Annotated in this window: 16 protein-coding genes and 1 rRNA gene; 16 read left to right on the top strand and 1 reads right to left on the bottom strand. The window is 49.0% G+C overall.

The features are described from left to right. Positions 1-115 precede the first annotated feature (115 nt). From rrf to AWB54_RS08555, 13 genes are all read left to right on the top strand, one after another. Positions 116-229: ribosomal RNA gene (gene rrf, locus AWB54_RS08615) — 5S ribosomal RNA — on the top strand. A 537-nt stretch (positions 230-766) separates the two neighbouring features. Next, a complete protein-coding gene (locus tag AWB54_RS08610; RefSeq protein WP_153014694.1) occupies positions 767-3,838 on the top strand; it encodes a cache domain-containing protein in 3,072 nt (1,023 codons plus the stop codon). A gap of 104 nt (positions 3,839-3,942) precedes the next feature. Beyond that, the gene (locus AWB54_RS16690) at positions 3,943-4,647 is read left to right on the top strand and encodes a response regulator (RefSeq protein ID WP_082736105.1); all 705 of its coding nucleotides are present in this window, start codon (positions 3,943-3,945) and stop codon (positions 4,645-4,647) included. 16 nt (positions 4,648-4,663) lie between these two features. Further along, positions 4,664-5,227, top strand: a complete 564-nt coding sequence (locus AWB54_RS08600) for a cob(I)yrinic acid a,c-diamide adenosyltransferase (RefSeq protein ID WP_061214201.1) — start codon at positions 4,664-4,666, stop codon at positions 5,225-5,227. Between the two features lie 121 nt (positions 5,228-5,348). After that, a complete protein-coding gene (locus AWB54_RS08595; RefSeq protein ID WP_061214200.1) occupies positions 5,349-5,639 on the top strand; it encodes a hypothetical protein in 291 nt (96 codons plus the stop codon). 205 nt (positions 5,640-5,844) lie between these two features. Further along, positions 5,845-6,867, top strand: coding sequence for an anthranilate phosphoribosyltransferase (gene trpD / locus AWB54_RS08590; RefSeq protein WP_061214199.1), 1,023 nt, complete (start codon positions 5,845-5,847; stop codon positions 6,865-6,867). Next, the gene (gene trpC / locus AWB54_RS08585; RefSeq protein ID WP_061214198.1) at positions 6,861-7,643 is read left to right on the top strand and encodes an indole-3-glycerol phosphate synthase TrpC; all 783 of its coding nucleotides are present in this window, start codon (positions 6,861-6,863) and stop codon (positions 7,641-7,643) included. The genes trpD and trpC overlap by 7 nt, the downstream gene beginning before the upstream one ends. Next, positions 7,640-8,263 carry a phosphoribosylanthranilate isomerase gene (locus AWB54_RS08580; protein ID WP_061214197.1) on the top strand — a complete coding sequence of 208 codons (624 nt, stop codon included), beginning with the start codon at positions 7,640-7,642 and terminating at the stop codon, positions 8,261-8,263. The genes trpC and AWB54_RS08580 overlap by 4 nt, the downstream gene beginning before the upstream one ends. Positions 8,264-8,622: 359 nt before the next feature. After that, on the top strand, positions 8,623-9,816 hold the full coding sequence (gene trpB / locus AWB54_RS08575; protein WP_061214209.1) for a tryptophan synthase subunit beta: 1,194 nt from the start codon (positions 8,623-8,625) through the stop codon (positions 9,814-9,816). Continuing rightward, positions 9,806-10,585 carry a tryptophan synthase subunit alpha gene (gene trpA / locus AWB54_RS08570; protein ID WP_061214196.1) on the top strand — a complete coding sequence of 260 codons (780 nt, stop codon included), beginning with the start codon at positions 9,806-9,808 and terminating at the stop codon, positions 10,583-10,585. The genes trpB and trpA overlap by 11 nt, the downstream gene beginning before the upstream one ends. Positions 10,586-10,696: 111 nt before the next feature. Beyond that, entirely contained in the window at positions 10,697-11,509 is an 813-nt protein-coding gene (aroF, locus tag AWB54_RS08565) for a 3-deoxy-7-phosphoheptulonate synthase (RefSeq protein WP_061214195.1), read from the top strand. 71 nt (positions 11,510-11,580) lie between these two features. Continuing rightward, a complete protein-coding gene (locus AWB54_RS08560; RefSeq protein WP_061214194.1) occupies positions 11,581-13,830 on the top strand; it encodes an anthranilate synthase component I in 2,250 nt (749 codons plus the stop codon). 110 nt (positions 13,831-13,940) lie between these two features. Continuing rightward, a complete protein-coding gene (locus tag AWB54_RS08555) occupies positions 13,941-14,348 on the top strand; it encodes a putative ABC transporter permease (protein ID WP_061214208.1) in 408 nt (135 codons plus the stop codon). Between the two features lie 25 nt (positions 14,349-14,373). On the opposite strand, the gene AWB54_RS08550 is transcribed toward AWB54_RS08555, so the two are convergent. Further along, the gene (locus AWB54_RS08550) at positions 14,374-14,772 is read right to left on the bottom strand and encodes a Smr/MutS family protein (RefSeq protein WP_061214193.1); all 399 of its coding nucleotides are present in this window, start codon (positions 14,770-14,772) and stop codon (positions 14,374-14,376) included. A gap of 181 nt (positions 14,773-14,953) precedes the next feature. Between AWB54_RS08550 and AWB54_RS08545 the strand changes: the two genes are divergently transcribed. The 3 genes from AWB54_RS08545 to AWB54_RS08535 all read left to right on the top strand — a co-directional run bounded on the left by AWB54_RS08545 (position 14,954) and on the right by AWB54_RS08535 (position 20,225). Further along, the gene (locus AWB54_RS08545; RefSeq protein WP_061214192.1) at positions 14,954-17,044 is read left to right on the top strand and encodes an ATP-dependent helicase; all 2,091 of its coding nucleotides are present in this window, start codon (positions 14,954-14,956) and stop codon (positions 17,042-17,044) included. Positions 17,045-17,217: 173 nt separating this feature from the next. Continuing rightward, positions 17,218-19,203 (top strand): NAD-dependent DNA ligase LigA, encoded by a 1,986-nt coding sequence (ligA, locus tag AWB54_RS08540; RefSeq protein ID WP_061214191.1) that lies wholly within the window; start codon positions 17,218-17,220, stop codon positions 19,201-19,203. 314 nt (positions 19,204-19,517) lie between these two features. Continuing rightward, on the top strand, positions 19,518-20,225 hold the full coding sequence (locus AWB54_RS08535) for a DUF554 domain-containing protein (protein WP_235811134.1): 708 nt from the start codon (positions 19,518-19,520) through the stop codon (positions 20,223-20,225). Positions 20,226-20,289 lie beyond the last annotated feature (64 nt).

The raw sequence follows: 20,289 nt of genomic DNA, 5'->3' as shown, positions 1-20,289 counted from the left end.
GGTGTGTAAGTGTAGTGATGCATTAAGCTGACCGGTACTAATAGATCGAGGTCTTGACCTTAAGAACTTTCTTTCCCCGGCAGTTTCCAAAGAATTTGATAAAGCAATAAAATTTCCTGGTGACAATGGCGGAGAGGCCACACCCGTTCCCATCCCGAACACGGCAGTTAAGCTCTCCAGCGCCGATGGTACTGCGGTTTTTCCGTGGAAGAGTAGGTCGTTGCCAGGAATTAATTATTTTCTGGGGCTGTAATTGATTCTACTACGGTTTGCATAAATATACCGCTCGCAGTCTACGCATGGGCAACACCAGCGGCTTGTCTCGCGGCTCAAGGGGTACAGCGCCAATCTCCCGTCCATGGGAGATGGCGCTCTCGCGACTTCCTGTCGCTCGCCCCCTTTGGCCTGCTCGCCTTCGCCGGTTGTTGCATCCATGCTTCGCCAACGCTCGCTTGAATATTTATACAAACCTTATGCAACACACCCGTTCCCATAGTCGCCAGTCAGCCCTGCGGGCTTCTATTTGCCGACACTAGGCGAGACATCGTCACCGTTGCCGAACACGGCAGTTAAGCTCTCCAGCGCCGATGGTACTGCGGTTTTTCCGTGGAAGACTCGTTGCCAGGAATTAATTATTTTCTGGAGTGGAGGGAAAAGCGGTAAGGAAGCAGGGAAAAAGCATAATAATGGAGAAAGAAGGGGAAATGCCTCTAGGTAATCAAATTTGTTGAGTTAAAATTAACAGAGGGCAGGGATAACGGTGTTCATGCGCAATAGCTTAAAAAGCAGATTTATTATAGTAGTATTTACTGTTTGTTTTTGCTGCTTGTTAGTAGTATCCCTGGTTAGCTACTATAATTCTTATATCCTGGTCAGAGAGGAGACCAACCAGGTAGCTCATGAAGCCGTAAGCAGGTATGCTTCCGAGCTGAATAACTGGTTTATGCAGCAAGCGGGGGTTCTGCACGCTATGTCCCAGGATATCGAAATAAACCGGGGCTTTTCCGACGAATACCTATCTCTTTACCTCTTGGAAAAATTCCAACGCTGCGATTCATGTGTCATAGATTATTATATCGGCTTTGCTGATAGTAATAGGAAAATGGTTTGTGCTACCGGATGGGTTCCACCGGAAGATTATGAGGCAAGTAAGCGGGAATGGTATAAAGAAGCGGTAATAAACAACAAATTAGTCTACATAACTCCTTATCTGGATGCCGACACCAAAGAAATGGTTATTACTCTGGCCGAGCCGATAAGAGATGGCGACAAGCTGCTGGGAGTGTTGGCTGCGGATATACTGCTTACTGATGTAATGAAATTGGCTCAAGATGTACATATTGATAAAAAACACTATAGTTTTTTGCTGGATGATCGCTACAATTTTATAGTTCATCCCCATCCGGATTTTCAGCCGCTGGCCTCGGAATCAAGAAATGCTTCCCAGGTTATGCAGGGTTTGTATCGCCCGCTAACAGAGCGAATCCAGGAGGGACGCTACCCGATTATTGAACTAAAGGATTACGATAATAGCAAGAGGTGCTTTGCTTTAAGCGAAATCAAGGAGACTGGATGGACCTTTGGTATTGCTATCCCACATTCGGAATATTTCGGACCCCTGAAAAAGTTATGGTATGGTTTTGCCCTGGCTCTGGCCATTTCCCTCTTTATCGGCTTTATCATAATACTTCCGGTGGTGCGCAGCTTGCTCCGTCCTATTGAAGACCTGCATCAAGCCGTAGGGCGTTTTGCGGATAAGGATTTTTCTGCACGTTCCCCGGTTACTTCCACCGATGAAGTGGGTGAGCTGAGTAATAATTTTAACCGCATGGCGGATATCATCCAGGAATACAATGTCGGACTGGAACGAAGAGTTGAAGAGAGAACGGTAGCTATCAGGAATCTTTTGGACAATGCCGGACAGGGTTTTCTTTCATTTGGCTCTAATTTGCAGGTTAATCAAGAGTATAGTTCGGAATGTAAGCGGATATTCGCTTATGACGTAGCGGGGCAATATTTCCCTATGGTAATATTTCCCGGTGATGAAGCCGAAAGACAGTTTATGGAGAATGCTCTTCAAACCACACTTGAAGAAAAAGATGAGTACCGCAGGGGTGTTTACCTTTCCCTTTTGCCGGAAGAGCTTATGATAAATGGCCGCCATATACGGCTGGAGTATAAAGTGATTTCTGACCAGCATCAGCAAGAAAATCGAAGTATGATGCTTATCATTACTGATATTACGGAAAAACGCTGCCTGGAAAAGCAGATGGAGGAGGAAAGAGAGCTACTGGAAATGGTGGTAAAGGTGGTAGCCAATAGAGATGATTTCCTGGAATACCGAAACGATTTTCGACGCTTTTATGTTCATGGCATAGAGGAATTGCTGGATAGTGGCCTTCCCCGGGATGAAATAATAGCAGAAATTTACCGGCAAATACATACTTTCAAGGGTGGCTTTGCCCAGATGAGAATGAGCCATCTCTTTAATCAACTACATGACTGCGAATCAGAAATAGCTGCCAGCCGGGATGAATTGCGGGAGATGTCAGCAGTAGAAATAAAGGATTTTTTCGATTCGTTTAAACTATTGGAGGCAATGGCCAAGGATATATCTTTACTGGAAGAGGTACTGGGTGAGGATTTCCTGGAACGTGATAATAAATTGCTAATTGATGAGCAAAGGTTGTTGGAAATAAAACAAAAGATAATTACTTGCCTGGCCCCCTGGGAGTGCAAAATGTTATTGCCTTATATTAAGCGCTTGAGGTTCAGGCCTTTTAAGGAATTGTTGCGTTCCTATCCGGAAAACGTGGCCAGCCTGGCTGAATCGCTGGGGAAAAGCCTTCTGCCGCTGAGAATAACTGGCGGAGATATGCTGGTAGATAGCGATTATTATCATGATTTTTGTAAAAGCCTGTCGCATGTTTTCCGCAATGCCATAGACCATGGTTTGGAGTCTCCTGAAGATAGGCTGGAGCTGGGCAAAAATGAATATGGAATTATCTCGTGTGATATTAAAGAAGAAGATGGCGGTATTGCAATAGTTATATCTGATGATGGGCGAGGCATAGATATCGAATTGTTAAAGCAACAGGCTTTGGATAGGGGCCTTTGTGATGAAGAATATTTAGAAGGTCTATCTTTTGAAGAGGCACTGCAGTTGATATTTGCGGATAGCCTTTCCTCTAAAGAAAAGGTTAGCAGTATTTCCGGCAGGGGTATGGGACTGCCAGCAGTGAAGGCCGAATTGGAAAAACTAGGAGGAATAGTAGAAATCAGCAGCGAAAAAGAATGGGGTACAAGATTTTGTTTTTGGCTTCCCGCTCATGATAAGATAGATGTAGAAGATTTTAATATTGAAGGAATAATTAATCCCCTGCTGGAAACCGCCCGGGAATTCTTTTCCCGGGAGATTGGAATCACCCTATTGCATTCTTCCGAGGTAAAAAGGAAAAAGCGGCAAGAATTGCTCCGGATTACTGCTTTTATTACCATTAAAGGGGTTATCCGAAGTGATTTTATCCTGAGTGCGGATGAAGAACTGGGGCGGTATTTGGTGCAGGCGATGACTATGGATGAAATCGAGAGCGGGGCGGAAGAGGATTTCGTTGAAGATGTTCTGGCTGAATGTGCGAACATAATACTGGGTAATTCCATCAAGCTTTTTCCTGGCATAAGTGAACTGGTAATGATGGAAGTCCCGGTTACCTTGTACTCCGACCAGACGGCTATCAAGCACCTGCAGGCTGATATATGGACCTGTGATTTCTTATTTGAAGAGGGTAGACTTAGATTGGGCCTTATTTCTCAAAAAGATATATATTCCTGCTACTAAGAACAAGAAAATATTATTAGTCACCAGGTTTGAAAAATTTTCTTGAGTACTTTGCCAAACGGACTGTTAGATGGGTATCGGTCATTGACGAAGGGGAGGTTGCGATGGCCAAAATATTAATAGTTGATGATTCCAAGCTTATACGGCGTAATCTCAGGATAATACTAAGCAGGGCCGGACATGAAATAATAGCTGAGGCTGAAAATGGTTTGCAAGCATTTCAAGAGTATGAAAAGAACCAGCCTGATTTAATTACCATGGATATTAGTATGCCTCTAATGGATGGCGTGGCTGCAGTTAAGAAGATTATCTCCCAGTATCCAAATGCAATAATTATCATGATCAGTGCCATGGATCAAAAAAACATGGTTATGGCCGCCATCCAAAGCGGAGCCCGCAATTATATAATTAAACCATTTTCTCCGGATAAGGTTGTTGCTGTTGTAAATGCGGCCCTGACCACTGGGGGCAAGGCTGTCGCGGCATCCCCGCAGCATTCTGCTCTGGAGGACAAACAGGTCTTGTATCCTTTTTATATAGAGGCTCATGATGCTAATGTTCGGGTAACCATAAAACAGAGTTTTGCCAGTGGTCATGTTAAACCTTTGCTAGACGCTCTACAGAGTTTTTTCAACAAAAAACCTTTACAAGTAACCTTTGATTTTGCTTCAGTCCAAATATATGAATACAGCTTGATTGACCAGTTGCTGGAGATAATGCAAATTATTAAAGATAACGAAGGAAAATTACGGGTAATGGCTGAAGATAAAAAAATAACCCGCTATCTGAAGAGCAAGGGGATAATGTAACAGGGGATGTCAGATTGTGCTGCAAATATATACCGGCGAAGGGAAAGGGAAAAGTACTGCCGCCTTCGGGTTGGCTATGCGCGCGGCCGGTCACGGTTGCCGGATTCGTGTTATTCAATTTTTAAAGGGTAATAGTTTTGCCGGCGAACTTCGCTCAGCTAAAAAATTGGGTATAGAGGTCTTTTCTTTCGGAAGAAGCTGTCCCCACGCTACTCTTATTAATGGCGGTTTTATGGAATGCGATGAATGTGCTGAATGCTGGGTTAATCCGGAGAAATTGACGGATAGCGATCGAAAAAAGGCAAGCATGGCCTGGCAACTGGCGCAGAACACAGTTCGGGAGGGCAGTATTGATATTCTCATTCTGGACGAAGTATTTGCTGCTCTGGAATTGGGGTTGCTTCCTTTTGAGGATTTCCTGAAATGGCTGGGAAACGCATCGAGCGGTATGGAAATAGTCTTAACCGGTAGAAACGCTCCGCCGGAAGTTATTGCCATGGCCCACTTGGTTTCCCGCATCGAAAAAATCAAACATCCTTTTGATATTAATGGCCACCCGCGGCGTGGAATTGAGTATTAAGCTAAGGAAGATGAGCTCTCGGTTCCAAAATTTACTTGACAAATTCTTGCCATTGAGCTGATAATATTATTTAGTGAAATCAATGAGATGAGATTAGATTAGTTGAGAAGAGAGTGACGAGATGAGCCGGTATAAGAATCTCTATGCCAGCACATTGTTCGGTGCTGGTTTTTATTTTCCTTTCTTAAAAACTATGAACAAAGGCAGAAGAAAAAACCGGGAATTTAGTTATTGCCGCAAGAGTTTCCGGGCTGCTTTTGCTCGTTCTTCCACCTTATCTCCAAGCGTATTTATGGCGGACAGCCTTCGCCTGCCTCAAGCATCCAGCATTTTGCCATTAGCCCTGCTTCCAATTATCTTTTGGCTGGCCAAGGATGGGCAGTATTGGCCTTCGGGCCATAAACTTGCTTGATCCGGTCAAACTAAAACCATTCATTTCATTCATTATCAGAATAGAATCAATCCCCTATGCCTTGTACTCGGCTATCTAATAAAGCATAAACAACTATGATGTAGAAATGCTAATGCTTGTGGGAATGGGGCAATAAGACGTAATAATAGCAGAGTAATGTAATAAAAGGGCAAAAGAAGAGAAGAGATGAGAGGAGAAGAGAATAATGTTTGATCGTTATTTGAAAAGCGTAGTGGAGGGGGATTATCTCAATAGCGAGGAGGCTTATTTAACCGCCAGGATGCTGTTGCATGAAGATATTCCCGAGATAAAGGCGGCAGCCTTTTTGAGTGCTCTGCGCACCCGTAAGGAGAGCCAGGAGGAATTGACGGGCTTTGTGCAGGCCCTCTATGAAGAAGCCAAAATAGTTGACTGTGAGATGGAAGTACTGGATACCTGCGGAACCGGGGGCGATGGGCTCGGCACTTTTAATATTTCTACGGCCAGCGCTCTGGTGGTGGCCTCCTGCGGAGTGGCGGTGGCCAAACACGGCAACCGGGCGGTTACAGGCAAGGTGGGCAGTGCTGATGTTTTGGAGGCACTGGGGGTAGAGGTACAGTTGGAACCGGATGAAGCCCGGCAGTTGCTGGACAAGGCAGGAATCACCTTCCTTTTTGCCCCGCATTACCATCCCATTCTCAAACAGGTGGGGGGCTTGCGGCGCGGTCTGGGCATTGCTACCATTTTCAACTTTTTGGGGCCATTGTTAAATCCCTGTCGCCCCCCTTACCAGGTTTTAGGAATATCTGACTCGAACCTACAGGAAGCAGTGGCCGGCACCCTTCAGCGGCTAGGGCGGAAGCGGGCTTTGGTGCTTCATGCTTTTAATGGGATGGATGAAATCAGCCCGGAAGGAAAAACCCGGGTATTTGATGTGGGTGAACATGGGTTGGAGGTTTTTGACATAGACCCGGATGAATTGGGAATAGGAGGCTTTTCATTGGATGCCATTCAGGGTGGCGATGCTGCTGCCAGTGCCCACCTACTTATGAGAGTTCTGCAGGGTGAGCCGGGGCCATATCGCGATACAGTAATCCTTAATACGGCAGCGGCTTTACTGACAGCAGGCCGGGCGAAAAATATGCAGGAGGGAATGCAAATGGCCGCCGAAGCCATTGATGCCGGAAAGAGTATGGAGACCCTGCAGAAGATGATTAGCTTCAGCCGGGATCGGGTCCTGGCATGCTAAAGACCATTGCTGAGGCGAAATTAAAGGAAGTGAAGCGGCTGCGGGAGTCCCTGGATATAGCGCAGGTAGAGGCCAGGTGTGAAACAAGCCGGCAAATCAGTTTAAGCCGGGACCCCGGGGGGAAGCTGCAGCTAATTGCGGAGATAAAAAAGACTTCACCCCTCAAAGGTCTCCTGTGCAGGGAATTCTCACCTCTGGAAATAGCCCGTTCTTATGAGGCCAATGGGGCTGCGGTGATATCGGTAATCACGGAGCAGGAATTCTTCGATGGCAGGAAAGAGTACCTGCCGCTGGTAAAAACCGGGGTGAAGCTGCCGCTCTTGCGCAAGGATTTTATAATCGATGAAGTGCAAGTTTATGAATCTTGGCAAATGGGAGCCGATTTATTGCTTTTAATAGCCGCCCTGCATGACTACGATAGCCTGCTGGCTCTGGTGGAAAAATGCTCAGCTCTGGACATGGAACCCCTGCTGGAAACCCATGGGCGGGATGAGATAAAAATGGCGTTGGACCTGCCGGTAAAAATTATTGGCATTAATAATCGCAATCTGCGGGACTTTTCCGTGGATATCAGAAGCAGTTTGGATTTGCTTCCCTTGATACCCGATTCATACCTGAAGGTGAGTGAAAGCGGCATCAAGGAAGCTGGCGACCTGCGCTTGCTGGAAAGTGCCGGCTGTGATTTTGCCCTGGTGGGGGAGGCCCTGGTAACGGCAGCGGATCCCGGAGCCAAACTGCGCGAACTTTTATCTTACCGGCAGGAGCAAGGTTTATGACCCGGGTTAAGATTTGCGGAATCCGCTGCTTGGAGGAGGCGATTGCGGCCAGAGAGGCTGGAGCCTGGGCCATAGGCCAGGTTTTTGCCCCTTCCCCCCGCAGGCTGGAAGTAGATGTGGCTGCAGCTATTAACCGGAAATTAGGGAGAACTATCCTGAAAATAGGGGTCTTTGTAAATGAGGAAGTAGAGGACCTGCGCCGTATTGCAGCCAGCTGCCGCCTGGATATGGTGCAGTTGCATGGAGATGAAGAACCCGCTTACCTGGAAGAGGTGAGCGTACCGGTTATTAAGTCTTTTCGCATGCGGGGCAGCTTGGAGCTAGAGCAGCTCAGGCGATGGCGTCCTTGGGCTTATCTCTTTGACAGCTATCGCCCCGGTGTTTACGGGGGTACGGGAGAGAGTTTCGACTGGTCTTTTTTGCAGGAAATAGCCAGGCAGGAAAGGATTATTCTGGCCGGGGGCCTGAATACGGAAAATGTAGGCCGGGCCATCCACCAGCTGCGACCCATGGCGGTGGATGTCTCCAGCGGGGTGGAATACCCCGGCGGGGGCAAAGATCCGGCTAAAATAAGGGAGTTTATAAATATAGTCCAGGAGCAAGCTGCTGAATATTTATAACCTTTTGCAGAAGCAAACATGACTCCACTGCAAAAACCCCTTTTTTTGCATAGGGTTGCATAAATATGCAAAGCGAGCGTTGGCGAAGCATGGATGCAACACCAGGCGAAGGCGAGCAGGCGAAAGGGGGCGAGCGACAGGACGTCGCGAGAACGCTACCTGACCATGGACGGGAGATTAGCGCGTACCCCTTGAGCCGCGAGATAAGCCGTTGGTGTTGCCCATGCATAGACTGCGAGCGGAATATTTATGCAAGCAAATGCATAATTATTACTTTTTGCAGTGACATCAAACATAAATTTTATTACTTTTTGTAGTGATAACACATGGGTAATTTAACTGAAGGAGGACTTGGAATGATGTACCCAGATGAACGGGGTTATTTTGGCCGCTACGGGGGAAGATTCGTACCGGAAACCCTGATACCGGCCTTGATGGAAACAGAACAGGCTTACCGGGAATTGGCCGGAGATGAGAAGTTCCGGCAAGAGCTGCAATTATATCTTAAGGACTATGCGGGCCGGGAGTCGCCCCTGTATTTTGCCTCCCGCCTGAGCGAAAACGCAGGGAAAGCCCGGATTTTTCTTAAGCGGGAGGATCTCAACCATACCGGGTCCCACAAGATTAATAATACCCTGGGGCAGGCCCTGCTAGCCCGCAAAATGGGCAAAAAAAGGCTGATAGCCGAGACCGGAGCCGGGCAGCATGGAGTGGCAACGGCAACGGCAGCGGCGGTTTTCGGCCTGGAATGTACGGTATATATGGGCAGCAAAGATATGGAAAGGCAAAGGCTGAATGTCTTTCGTATGCAGATGCTGGGAGCGGAGGTCCGGGGAGTAAAAAAAGGCAGTGAAACCCTGAAGGATGCTACCAATGAGGCTTTTCGCGATTTCATCCGTAGTTTTGAATATTCCCATATGGTAATAGGTTCGGTAGTAGGTCCTCATCCCTATCCCATGATGGTCCGGGATTTTCAAGCGGTGATTGGCCGGGAGCTGCGGCGGCAGTTCCAGGAACAGGAGGGGGGGCTTCCCGACTGCATTATAGCCTGTGTGGGCGGGGGCAGCAATGCCATGGGGATTTTTTATCCTTTCCTGGAGGACCCGGTAAAACTGCTGGGGGTGGAAGCCGGAGGCTGCGGTACGGCACCGGGTCAGCACTGCGCCACCCTTTCCCGGGGCAATGACGGGGTATTGCACGGGGCTTTCAGCCGTCTCCTGCAGGATGAATACGGGCAGGTGATGGACACCCATTCCATATCCGCCGGCCTGGATTACCCCGGGGTGGGGCCGGAACACGCCTCTTTGCGGGAAAGAGGAAGGGTGGACTATGTTCAGGTAAGCGACCGGGAGGCTCTGGATGCCTTTATGCAGCTCTGCCGGATGGAAGGAATAATCCCGGCATTGGAGAGTGCCCACGCGGTGGCTTATGCTTTGAAAATAGCAGCTGCCCTGGAAGAAGAAAAAAGCCTGGTCATAAATCTATCCGGCCGGGGAGACAAGGATGTGGAAGAAGTGGCTCGTTTGCTGGGAGGTGTTGGGAGTGAAAATTAGAAATAGATGGGATGAATTGAAAAAAAAGGAAGAGATGGCCCTGATAGCTTTTATTATGGCGGCGGTCCCTGATGAAGATTTATGCCTGGAATGTATCCGGGCCCTGGAGCAAGGGGGCTGTGATTTGCTGGAGTTGGGGGTACCTTTCACGGACCCGCTGGCTGATGGTGAAGTGATAGAAAGATTTCATCACCGGGGGGTAAGGCGGGGACTGAACCTGAAACGGGGGCTGGATTTTGCCGCCCGGGTGCGGGATGCCTGCCAGCTGCCTCTTATCCTTTTTTCCTATTACAACCCCATATTGCAGATGGGTTTGGACAAATTTGCCGGGGATTGCCGCTCAGCGGGGGTAGAGGCGGTTATAGTACCGGATCTGCCTTTGGATGAGTTAGGAAGACTGGCCGGCCAGGGCCTGGAGCTGATTCCTATGCTGGCTCCCAGCAGTACCTTATCGCGGGTACAGATGGCGGCGGAGTTAGACCCTGCTTTTATATATTGCGTTTCGGTGCGCGGAGTGACCGGGCTCAGGTCCCTGCCGGAGATGGAAATCAAGGATTACCTGCAAAAGGTAAGAAGAGTAAGCACGGCTCCCCTGGCCCTGGGTTTTGGCATATCCCAGCCCGAGCAGGTCAGGGCTTTCCGCGAGCAGGCAGACGGAGTAGTAATCGGGAGCGCCCTGGCCCAGATTATTGAAGAGTACGAGTCCCGCCCCGCCCTTCTGCCCGGAATATTGGAGAAGAGGTGCCAGGCACTTAAGTTGTTAAGTTAATGAAAAGTGAGGAGTGGGGGTAAGGGGCGGAAGATGGAAGACGGAAGGTGATTTCATTGCTGCTTGTTAGGAGTTAATGAGAGGTGCCGGGCACCTGGAAGGAGGATTATCATGCTGGCTTGTAAACTAGCGTCCCGTAGTCCTGATAGCAATAATAATACCATTATTAAAATCAAAACCGCCGGCAAGGAAATAAGTATAGGCGATGGAAACTGCACCATAATTGCCGGTCCCTGTTCGGTAGAGTCCCGGGAGCAATACCTGGAAATTGCCCTGATTTTAAAAGAAATGGGTGTGGATATACTGCGCGGGGGAGCCTTCAAGCCCCGCAGCTCCCCGTATTCTTTTGCTGGCCTGGGGACAGAGGGGCTAAAGATTCTGGCCCAAGCCCGGGAGCTCACCGGCTTGCCGGTGGTTTCAGAAGTTATGGATCCGCGCGATCTGGATCAGGTAGCTGCCCATTGTGACCTTATCCAAATCGGCAGCCGCAACATGCAGAATTTTTCCCTGCTTAAAGAGGCCGGGCGGGTAGACAAACCGGTGCTGCTTAAACGCGGTCTGGCCGCTACCATTGAGGAATGGCTCCTGGCCTGTGAGTATATAATGGATGCCGGTAACGAAAAAGTCATACTTTGCGAGCGGGGAATACGCACCTTTGAGCCTTTGACCCGAAATACGGTAGATATAGGGGCGGTGGCTCTGGTCAAGGAATTGTCTCACTTGCCGGTAATAGTGGATCCCAGCCATGCTACCGGGCGGCGCTCGCTGGTGGCTCCCGTAGCCCGGGCGGCGATGGCAGCCGGTGCCGATGGCCTGATGATTGAGGTACACCAGCATCCTGAAGAGGCTTTGTCCGATGGAGAACAATCCCTCACCCCGGAGCAATTTGCGGCTCTGACTGAGAGGATAAGAGCTATGGCTTGATTAGCTTTTTTTACCATGCAAAAGCTACCAAGATAAGACATTTCCTTGATACGAGAGAGGATGAAAGCTGAATGAATAATATCTCCCAGCATCTGGCGGGTTTTCGCTCCCTGCGCTACTCAAGCGAGGGGGGAGTCGATATAGAGCGCCGGGTGCGCAGCATTGAACTTAACGAGGCTACTGAGCCCATAATCCAGCAAATTGACCGGCAAAAGGGAGCCCTTTTTTCCAGCAGTTATGATTATCCCGGCAGGTATAGCCAGTGGGACATCGGATTTCTCAATCCTTGTCTGGAACTGCGCGCTCAGGGTAGGGATTTTTGCATTGAGGCTTTGAAAAGCAGTGGTCTGAAGTTGCTCTTTGGCTTGTATGCAGAGCTTCGCGGCCGGGAAGAATTTACTGCGTTGCTTCTTAAGCAGAATAAAATAGAGGGCAATATTAAAAAAAGTCCTGAGCTTTGCTGGGAAGAGGAGCGCAGCCGGCAGGCCAGTATTTTCTCGCTTATAAGGGTGATGCGAAGATACCTTTTTTATCCGGATGATTGTTTCCTTGGACTGTACGGGGCTTTTGGCTATGATCTGGTTTACCAGTTCGAACCCATGGAATTAAAGCGGCCCCGCCCCGAGGGGCAGTGCGATTTGCTGCTTTACCTGCCTGATGAGCTGACGGTGGTGGATCATCGTATGGCCCGGGCTTACCAGCTAAGCTACAGCTTTAGAAGCAGTGGGGAATCAATAAATATTCCGCAATACAGCCGGGAGGGTATTTACCCCTATGAAGTATTGAGCAGACAGCAGGAGCGGTCGCTGCCAGGCCATTACACCGCTCTGGTGAAAAAGGCTAAACAATCTTTCCAGCGGGGGGATTTGTTTGAAGTGGTGCCCTCCTATTCCCTGTTGGAGCCTTGCCCGATAGCCCCTTCGGAAGTGTTTAAAAACTTAAAAAGTATCAATCCCAGCCCTTATGGTTTTATCATAAATTTGGGCGATGAACAACTGGTGGGTGCCTCCCCGGAAATGTATCTGCGGGTGGAGGGAAAGCGGGTGGAAACCTGTCCCATTTCCGGTACTATCAAAAGGGGAAAAGATGCCATTGAAGATGCGCTGCAGATCAGAAAACTCCTCAATTCCGGCAAGGATGAAGCCGAGCTTACCATGTGCACGGATGTGGATCGTAACGATAAGTCCAGGATCTGTGAGCCAGGTTCGGTCAAGGTTATCGGACGGCGCCAGATAGAGCTTTACTCGCATTTAATCCATACCGTTGATCATGTTGAAGGAATACTGCGCCCGGATTTTGATGCCCTGGATGCTTTCCTTACCCATATGTGGGCGGTTACCGTAACCGGAGCCCCCAAGCGGGCTGCGATAAAGTGGCTGGAGGAAAATGAAGGGTCGCCGCGTGGCTGGTACGGGGGAGCGGTGGGCTACCTTTCCTTTAATGGTGATCTAAATACGGGGCTGACTTTACGTAGCATAAGGATTAAGAATAAGCTGGCGGAGATCCGAGTGGGGGCTACCCTCTTGATGGATTCGATACCGGAGGAGGAAGAGGCGGAAACTCTGGTCAAGGCGGCGGCCATGCTCAAGGCCATTCAGGGAGCTTCTGCTGACCGGCGGCCTTTAATTGTGCCGGATTTACAGCTGGAAAAACAAGCACCCCGGGTATTGCTGGTGGATCATGAAGACTCTTTTGTTCACACTCTGAGCAATTATTTAAAACAACTGGGGGCTGAGGTTTGGGTTACCCGGGCTCCTCTGGCCCGGGAACGCCTGCGCCAAGGGCAGGATTTCGACCTGCTGTTCCTATCCCCCGGCCCCGGCCGCCCGGATGATTTCCAGTTGCCAGAAACGATTGACCTGGCGATTAAACGATCTATTCCGGTTTTTGGGGTTTGTCTCGGGTTGCAGGGGGTAGTGGAGTATTTTGGGGGGAGGGTGGAGGAATTGCCTTATCCCTGCCATGGCCATGCTTCACTGCTGACGGTTTCGCAGTCTTCGCCCCTTTGGAGATCTTTGCCCCGGCAGTTCCGGGTGGGGCGTTACCACTCTCTTTATGCGGCCGTCTTGCCGGATTGTTTACAAGTAAGCGCAGTCAGTGAAGATGGGGTGGCAATGGCGGTTGAACATCGAGAAATGCCGGTGGCGGCAATCCAATTCCACCCGGAATCAATACTTACTGCCGACAATGGGAATGGGCTGCAAGTGCTGAAAAATGTACTGAATTACCTGGCCTTACCCCAAAAGCAGGCGGTTGCAGGCCGGGTTTTTTTGACTGACGGTGAAGAGCTCAAAGGCCGGTTGCCTTCGATTGCGCCATAAAGCACAAAAGCATCCTGTCTTTATTTGCTAGTTATAAGGGGTGGGCTTAATACGATATAATTTTGCATTGCAATTATCATAGTTCATTTTCAATTTCACATACTATAAACATGTTAAAGAGATTTTTGCTTTATGGAACCCTGGGATGGACTACGGAAATATTATTTACGGGAATGGGCTCTCTCTTGAACGCTTCATGGCGCTTGGGTGCCCATACCTACCTGTGGATGTTTCCCATATATGGACTGGCCGTTTTCCTGGAGCCTTTTCATGATCGTATTCGTTCTGCCCCCTGGCCGGTACGGGGCTTTATTTGGGCCTCCCTCATAATTGGGATTGAATACCTCTGTGGCTGGCTCTTGAAAATATCCCTGGGGTTTTGCCCCTGGGACTATAGCGGTGCTTCGTTTTTCAGCCTGGATGGCTTTGTGCGCCTGGATTATACTCCGTTTTGGTTTATTGCCGGACTGGCTTTTGAACAGATCCATGATTATATGGATAGAATAGGTATATCGTAGGGACCTACCCCTCACTTTCTCAATCTTATTTACTTCTTTTTTTCCGTTGTTTTCTTTCCTGCCGCCCTTCCGGTGAAAAAATCCGCTGCTTCTTCTCCTGCTCTTTCCAACCGCCGATATATTCCTTTTCTTTTCCGCGAGCAACTATCAGGGTGTGGCCTTCATCATAAGCCAGGGCTACCGGCAGGTTGGATTCCCCGTACACTACCTTGTAACCGAATTCCTTCAAGGAGGGTTCGGATTTAAGCATTCTCCTCAGTTCTTGTTTGAGTACGGAAAAGTTGCGGCTGCTATGATATCCTTTACCATGGTTTAAATCCAGCACATCCACCCCGTTTTGCATGCACCAGATCAAGTTTTGCCTGGTTTTTTGCCGGGCTTCTTCCAGGCTCAGACCGTGAAGATTAAGGCTTTGAACTTTCATTGGCTTACTCCCTCCCTTGCCGGTTAAAAATAATCACTTTTAATCTAGTATAGCTTCTCTTTCAAAAGATAGAGTAGTTTTGTGTTATTATTTAAAATATGGTTAGGAGTGGGGATACAAAAGAATGTGTTGAAACTGCTTAAGCAGTTTCTTCCGATACTTAAAAGGTGGTTTTTATTCTATGCAAAATATTTTCGCTGATCTTAATGAACAACAAAAAGAAGCCGTAGCTCATGTAGATGGTCCCTGTATGGTTTTAGCTGGTGCCGGTAGTGGCAAGACCAGGGTTCTAACCCGCCGTATTGTCCACCTGGTAAAGCAGGGAATTCCTCCTCACCGGATTATGGCCATTACTTTTACCAATAAGGCCGCTCAGGAGATGCGTTCCCGGGTGATTTCGATGCTTCCCGATTTTAACAGCCAGTGGATTCAAACTTTTCACTCCACCTGCAATCGCATATTGAGAATGGATATTCAGGAATTGGGTTTTGACAAATACTTCAGCATTATTGATGATACGGAAGCTAAATCACTTATCAAAACCCTACTTAGAGAAGAAAACGACTATGAAACCAAACCGGAAGAACTGCTCTATATCTTCAAACAGGCAAAAAACAGCTTGGAAAAACCGGAGAAGTATTTTTACAGCTTTGCTGTTCCCGATTTCATAAAGGAAAGGAATTGTAGGGTCTTCAGCCTTTATAATTCCCGCCTTAAAAACTTGAATGTGCTGGATTTTGAAGACCTTATTGTGCTCTGTATCCGCCTTTTCCAACAGAATCCGGCCATATTGGAAAAATACCAGGGATGGTTTCAATATATTATGGTTGATGAATACCAGGACACCAATTACTCGCAGTATTTCTGGGCCCGTTTGCTGGCTTCACGGCACCACAATATTTTCGTGGTTGGAGATCCCGACCAGTCCATATATAGCTGGAGGGGGGCCGAGCCCTATAATATCAAGCGTTTTCTCGGCGATTACCCGGATAGCCGGCTGATCAAGCTGGAAATGAACTACCGCTCCAGCGGCAATATTTTAAGCGCGGCCAATGCGGTGATTTGCAACAACGAGGAGCGGGAGGAAAAACAGCTATATACCCAAAAGGGGCAGGGAGAAAAGCTAGTACACTTCTGTGCCGGTGATAGTTTTCAGGAGTCCCGTTTCATAGCTGATGAAATAAACCAGCTGCTTCGAAGCGAAAATATGAATTTCCGGGACTTTGCCGTTTTTTACCGTACTCACGCACAATCCCGAGTTTTAGAAGAGGCTTTGCTCTATCGCAATATACCTTACCATATTGTGGGAGCGCGCAAGTTCTACGAACGCAAGGAGATAAAAGATATTCTGGCCTATTTACGCCTGGTTTCCAATAATAATGACCTCTTGAGTTTCGAACGGGTTATAAATGTTCCCCGCCGGGGGATAGGAGAAAAAACCCTGGGTAGGATTAAGGCTTATTCGGAGGAACGGGGGATTTCTTTGTTGGATGTACTGGCTGAGGCGGAATCCATTCCCGGAATTGGGCGGAAGATGCTGGCGGCTATGGAGGATTTTCATGGCATACTGAAGTATCTAACGGATTTGGTCTCATCAAGGGCTTCGTTGATGGAGCTTCTGGAGCAGGTAATTGAAGTTACGGGATATATCGAGGAGCTTAAGAAAAGCAAAGCGGCTGATGCTGAGGCGCGAATTGAGAATTTGCAGGAGTTGCGCTCCCTGGTAGTGGAATTTGAAAGAGAAGGGGGTCAGGGACTGGAGGAATTTCTGTCTCAGACGGCCCTGGTGCAGGAGAGCGACGAGCTTGACAATTCCGACCATGTCCTGCTCATGACCCTTCACGGGGCCAAAGGCCTGGAGTTCCCGGTGGTCTTTATTACCGGTCTGGAAGAAGGGGTTTTCCCTTCGTATCGCAGCCAGACGGTTGATGAGATGGAGGAAGAAAGAAGACTATGCTATGTGGGCATAACCCGGGCTCAGGAAAGGCTTTATCTTAGCCATGCTTTGAACCGCTTGCTCTATGGCTATGAACGCAGCAACCCTCCTTCGCGTTTTCTCTACGAAATTCCGGAAGAGCTCTTGCTCTCTCCCCAGCAAAAAAAGGTTGCCAAACCGGTATTTGGAGCCGGTGACCGGGTCCTGCATGCCAAATTCGGTATGGGAATAATAAGCGAACTGAATGAAGAGGAGCAGATTGCGGTGGTTGAATTTGTTCAGGCGGGAACCAGGATGCTGCGATTGGATATCGCTCCGCTGGAGAAAATAGATTAGAGACGGAAGACAGAAGACGGAGGACGGAAGACGGAAGGGTCGTTCGGTGATTATAAGGGGGTATTCCCCGCCACATCATACTTTCTAACTTATGGGTAAAAACGATTAGCAACCGTTCAACTATTGTTCAACTACCGTTCAACCATTGTTCAAAAAGGAAGGGGGGTAAAGGAATGGAGGTCAGTTCCCGGATAAAGGAGCTGAGGGAAGAGATTCAAAAGCATGATTACCACTATTATATTTTGGATGCCCCGCTAATAAGTGACGCCAGCTATGATCGCCTGATGCAGGAACTGAAAAAGCTGGAGGAGGAATGCCCGCAGTATATAACCGCTGATTCACCTACGCAGCGGGTGGCGGGTAAGGCTTCGGAAAAGTTCTCCCCGGTAAGGCACCGCTTTCCCCTCTTAAGCCTGGATAATGCCTTTTCCTATCAGGATTTACTGGAGTTTGACCGCCGGGTAGGCCGGGTCACCCGGACGCTGTCATATATGGCAGAACTTAAAATAGATGGGGTTTCTATTGCATTGGTTTATGAAAACGGGGTTTTACTGAATGCTGCCACCAGAGGGGATGGGCTGGTGGGAGAGGATGTAACAGCCAATATCAGGACAATAAAGACTATCCCGCTTCGCTTGCGCTATTCCCTGCCCCGGCTGGAAGTGCGCGGTGAAATATTTATGCCCAAACAGGAGTTTATTCGTCTCAATGAGGAAAAAGAAGAAAAAGGGGAAAGGGTTTTTGCCAATCCCCGCAATGCCGCTGCCGGTTCCCTGCGGCAGCTCGATCCCCGTATAACTGCCGGACGGGCTCTGTCTGCTTTCGTTTATGACATCATTTATATGGAAGGACAAAATCTAGCGGAACAGCAAGAGGCCTGGCATTTTATGCAGGAACTGGGCTTGCCGGTCAATCCGGAGGTACGCTTCTGCGCGGATATAAATGCTGTTCTGGCTTTTACCGAGGAATATGCGGAAAAGCGACATGAGCTTCCCTATGAGATTGATGGGGTGGTGGTCAAGCTCAATACCCTGGCCGAACGGGAGGAGTTGGGGGCAACCGCCAGGAGTCCCCGTTGGGCCATGGCCTACAAATTCCCCGCCGAAGAAAAGGAAACCCGGCTCCTGGGCGTAGAAATAAATGTGGGGCGTACCGGAATCATCGCTCCCACTGCTTTGCTGGAACCGGTATTCCTGGCTGGAACTACAGTTAGCCGGGCCAGTATGCACAACTTTGACCTGGTCAAGGAAAAGGATCTGCGTATCGGCGATATGGTTTTGCTGCATAAGGCGGGAGATATAATTCCTGAAATCATCGCTTCTCTCCCCGAAAAAAGAAGCGGGGAGGAGCGGGTGATAATGCCCCCGGAAAACTGTCCCGCTTGTGACAGCAAGGTGGCGCGTTTTGCCGGAGAAGTGGCTTATCGCTGCGAAAACATCAATTGCCCGGCCCGGCTCAAGGAAAGCCTTATCTTTTTTGCCTCACGCGGGGCCATGGATATAGATGGATTGGGTTCAGCTGTAATCGAACAGTTGGTAGACAAAGAGATGGTAAAACGAATTGACGACTTGTATCGCTTACGGGAAGAGGAGATCACTGCTTTGGAAAGAATGGGGCCAAAATCCGCCGCCAATTTAATCAAAGCCATTGATGAGAGCAAATCCCGTCCCCCCTCCCGCCTGCTTACCGCCTTGGGAATAAGGCATATAGGAGCCAGGAGCGCTAAAATTCTCAGCCGTCATATCCATGATATAGATGATTTTTATAAGCTGGGGGTAGAGAATCTAACCAGCATTCCGGAAATCGGACCCAAGATGGCCGAGTCTATTGTTAATTTTTTTGCTGAGCCCCGAAACCGGGAGACCATAGAAAATCTAAAAGCCCTGGGGGTCAATACCCGGGAGGAGGCCATCGAGGCCGGAGAGCAACTGCTGCAGGGAAAGACCTTCGTGCTTACCGGTACCCTGCCCAGCCTGACCCGCCAGCAGGCCAGCGAGATGATTGAAAGCCGGGGAGGAAAAGTGAGCAACAGTGTCAGCAAGAAAACCTCCTATGTAGTGGCTGGCGATGATCCGGGCAGCAAGCTGGACAAAGCACAGCAACTAGGTTTGACCATACTGGACGAGGCAGGTTTTTTAAACCTCTTGGGATTATCTTAGGCGCACCGGGAAAAGAAAAGTGAGGAGTGAGGGGTTCCACTACAAAAATCTCTTTTGTTGCATAAGGGTTGCATAAATATACAAAGCGAGCGTTGGCGAAGCATGGATGCAACACCCGGCGAAGGCGAGCAGGCGAAAGGGGGCGAGCGACAGGACGTCGCGAGAGCGCTATACGACCATGGACGGGAGGTTAGCGCGTACCCCTTGAGCCGCGAGACAAGCCGCAGGTGTTGCCCATGCGAAGACTGCGAGCGGTATATTTATACAAACCAATGAATATTTGTAACTTATTGCAGTAGAGTCAGTTTAATGTTGTGACGGGAGGAATTGCAGGTGAAGAAGCGGTGACCGGTACCTTAATAAATGCCGGGGCCATTGTAGCGGCGGGAGCTGTTGGTCTGCTGCTGCGCCGGGGAATACCGGAAAACATTTCCCGCTCCCTGCAGGATGCCATGGGCCTTCTAATCCTCATAATTGGGATTCAGTATGGGCTCAAGACCGAGAACCTGGTAGTTGTTGGTCTCAGCCTGGCTCTGGGGACGGTTTTCGGGGAATGGAGGAATTGGGAGGGCAAGCTGGAGAATACCGGGAAAAGGCTGGAAAGGCTGCTGGGGCAGGAAGAAAATCTCTTTGTAAAGGGCTTCGTTTCCGCCACCCTGGTCTTTTGTGTCGGCGCCATGGCCATCCTGGGAGCTTTGCAGGATGGTTTGACCCATAATTATGATATACTGCTGGTAAAATCCATGCTGGACGGGATAATGGCTATGATATTTGCGGCCAGTATGGGTGTAGGGGTACTTTTCTCCGCTCTTCCCCTCCTGCTTTATCAAGGAGCCATCAGCCTGGGAGCAGGGTTTTTGAAGCCTTTACTTACTGATCCCGTCATAAATAACCTGACCGGTCTGGGGGGAATTATCATAGCTGGGATAGGGCTCAACACCCTGGGCCTGGCCCGCATCCGTTTGGCGAACCTGCTACCCGGTCTTCTGCTGGTTCCGCTGCTGATGTTCTTGTTTAAATGAGGAGTATCCTTGTATACATGCCCTTTTACCAGTAAAATTATTAGGTTTAGACCAGGGCATTTGA

Source organism: Syntrophomonas wolfei subsp. methylbutyratica (assembly GCF_001570625.1).
GTDB lineage: Bacteria > Bacillota > Syntrophomonadia > Syntrophomonadales > Syntrophomonadaceae > Syntrophomonas > Syntrophomonas methylbutyratica.
This window is presented reverse-complemented; position numbering and strand designations above follow the sequence as displayed.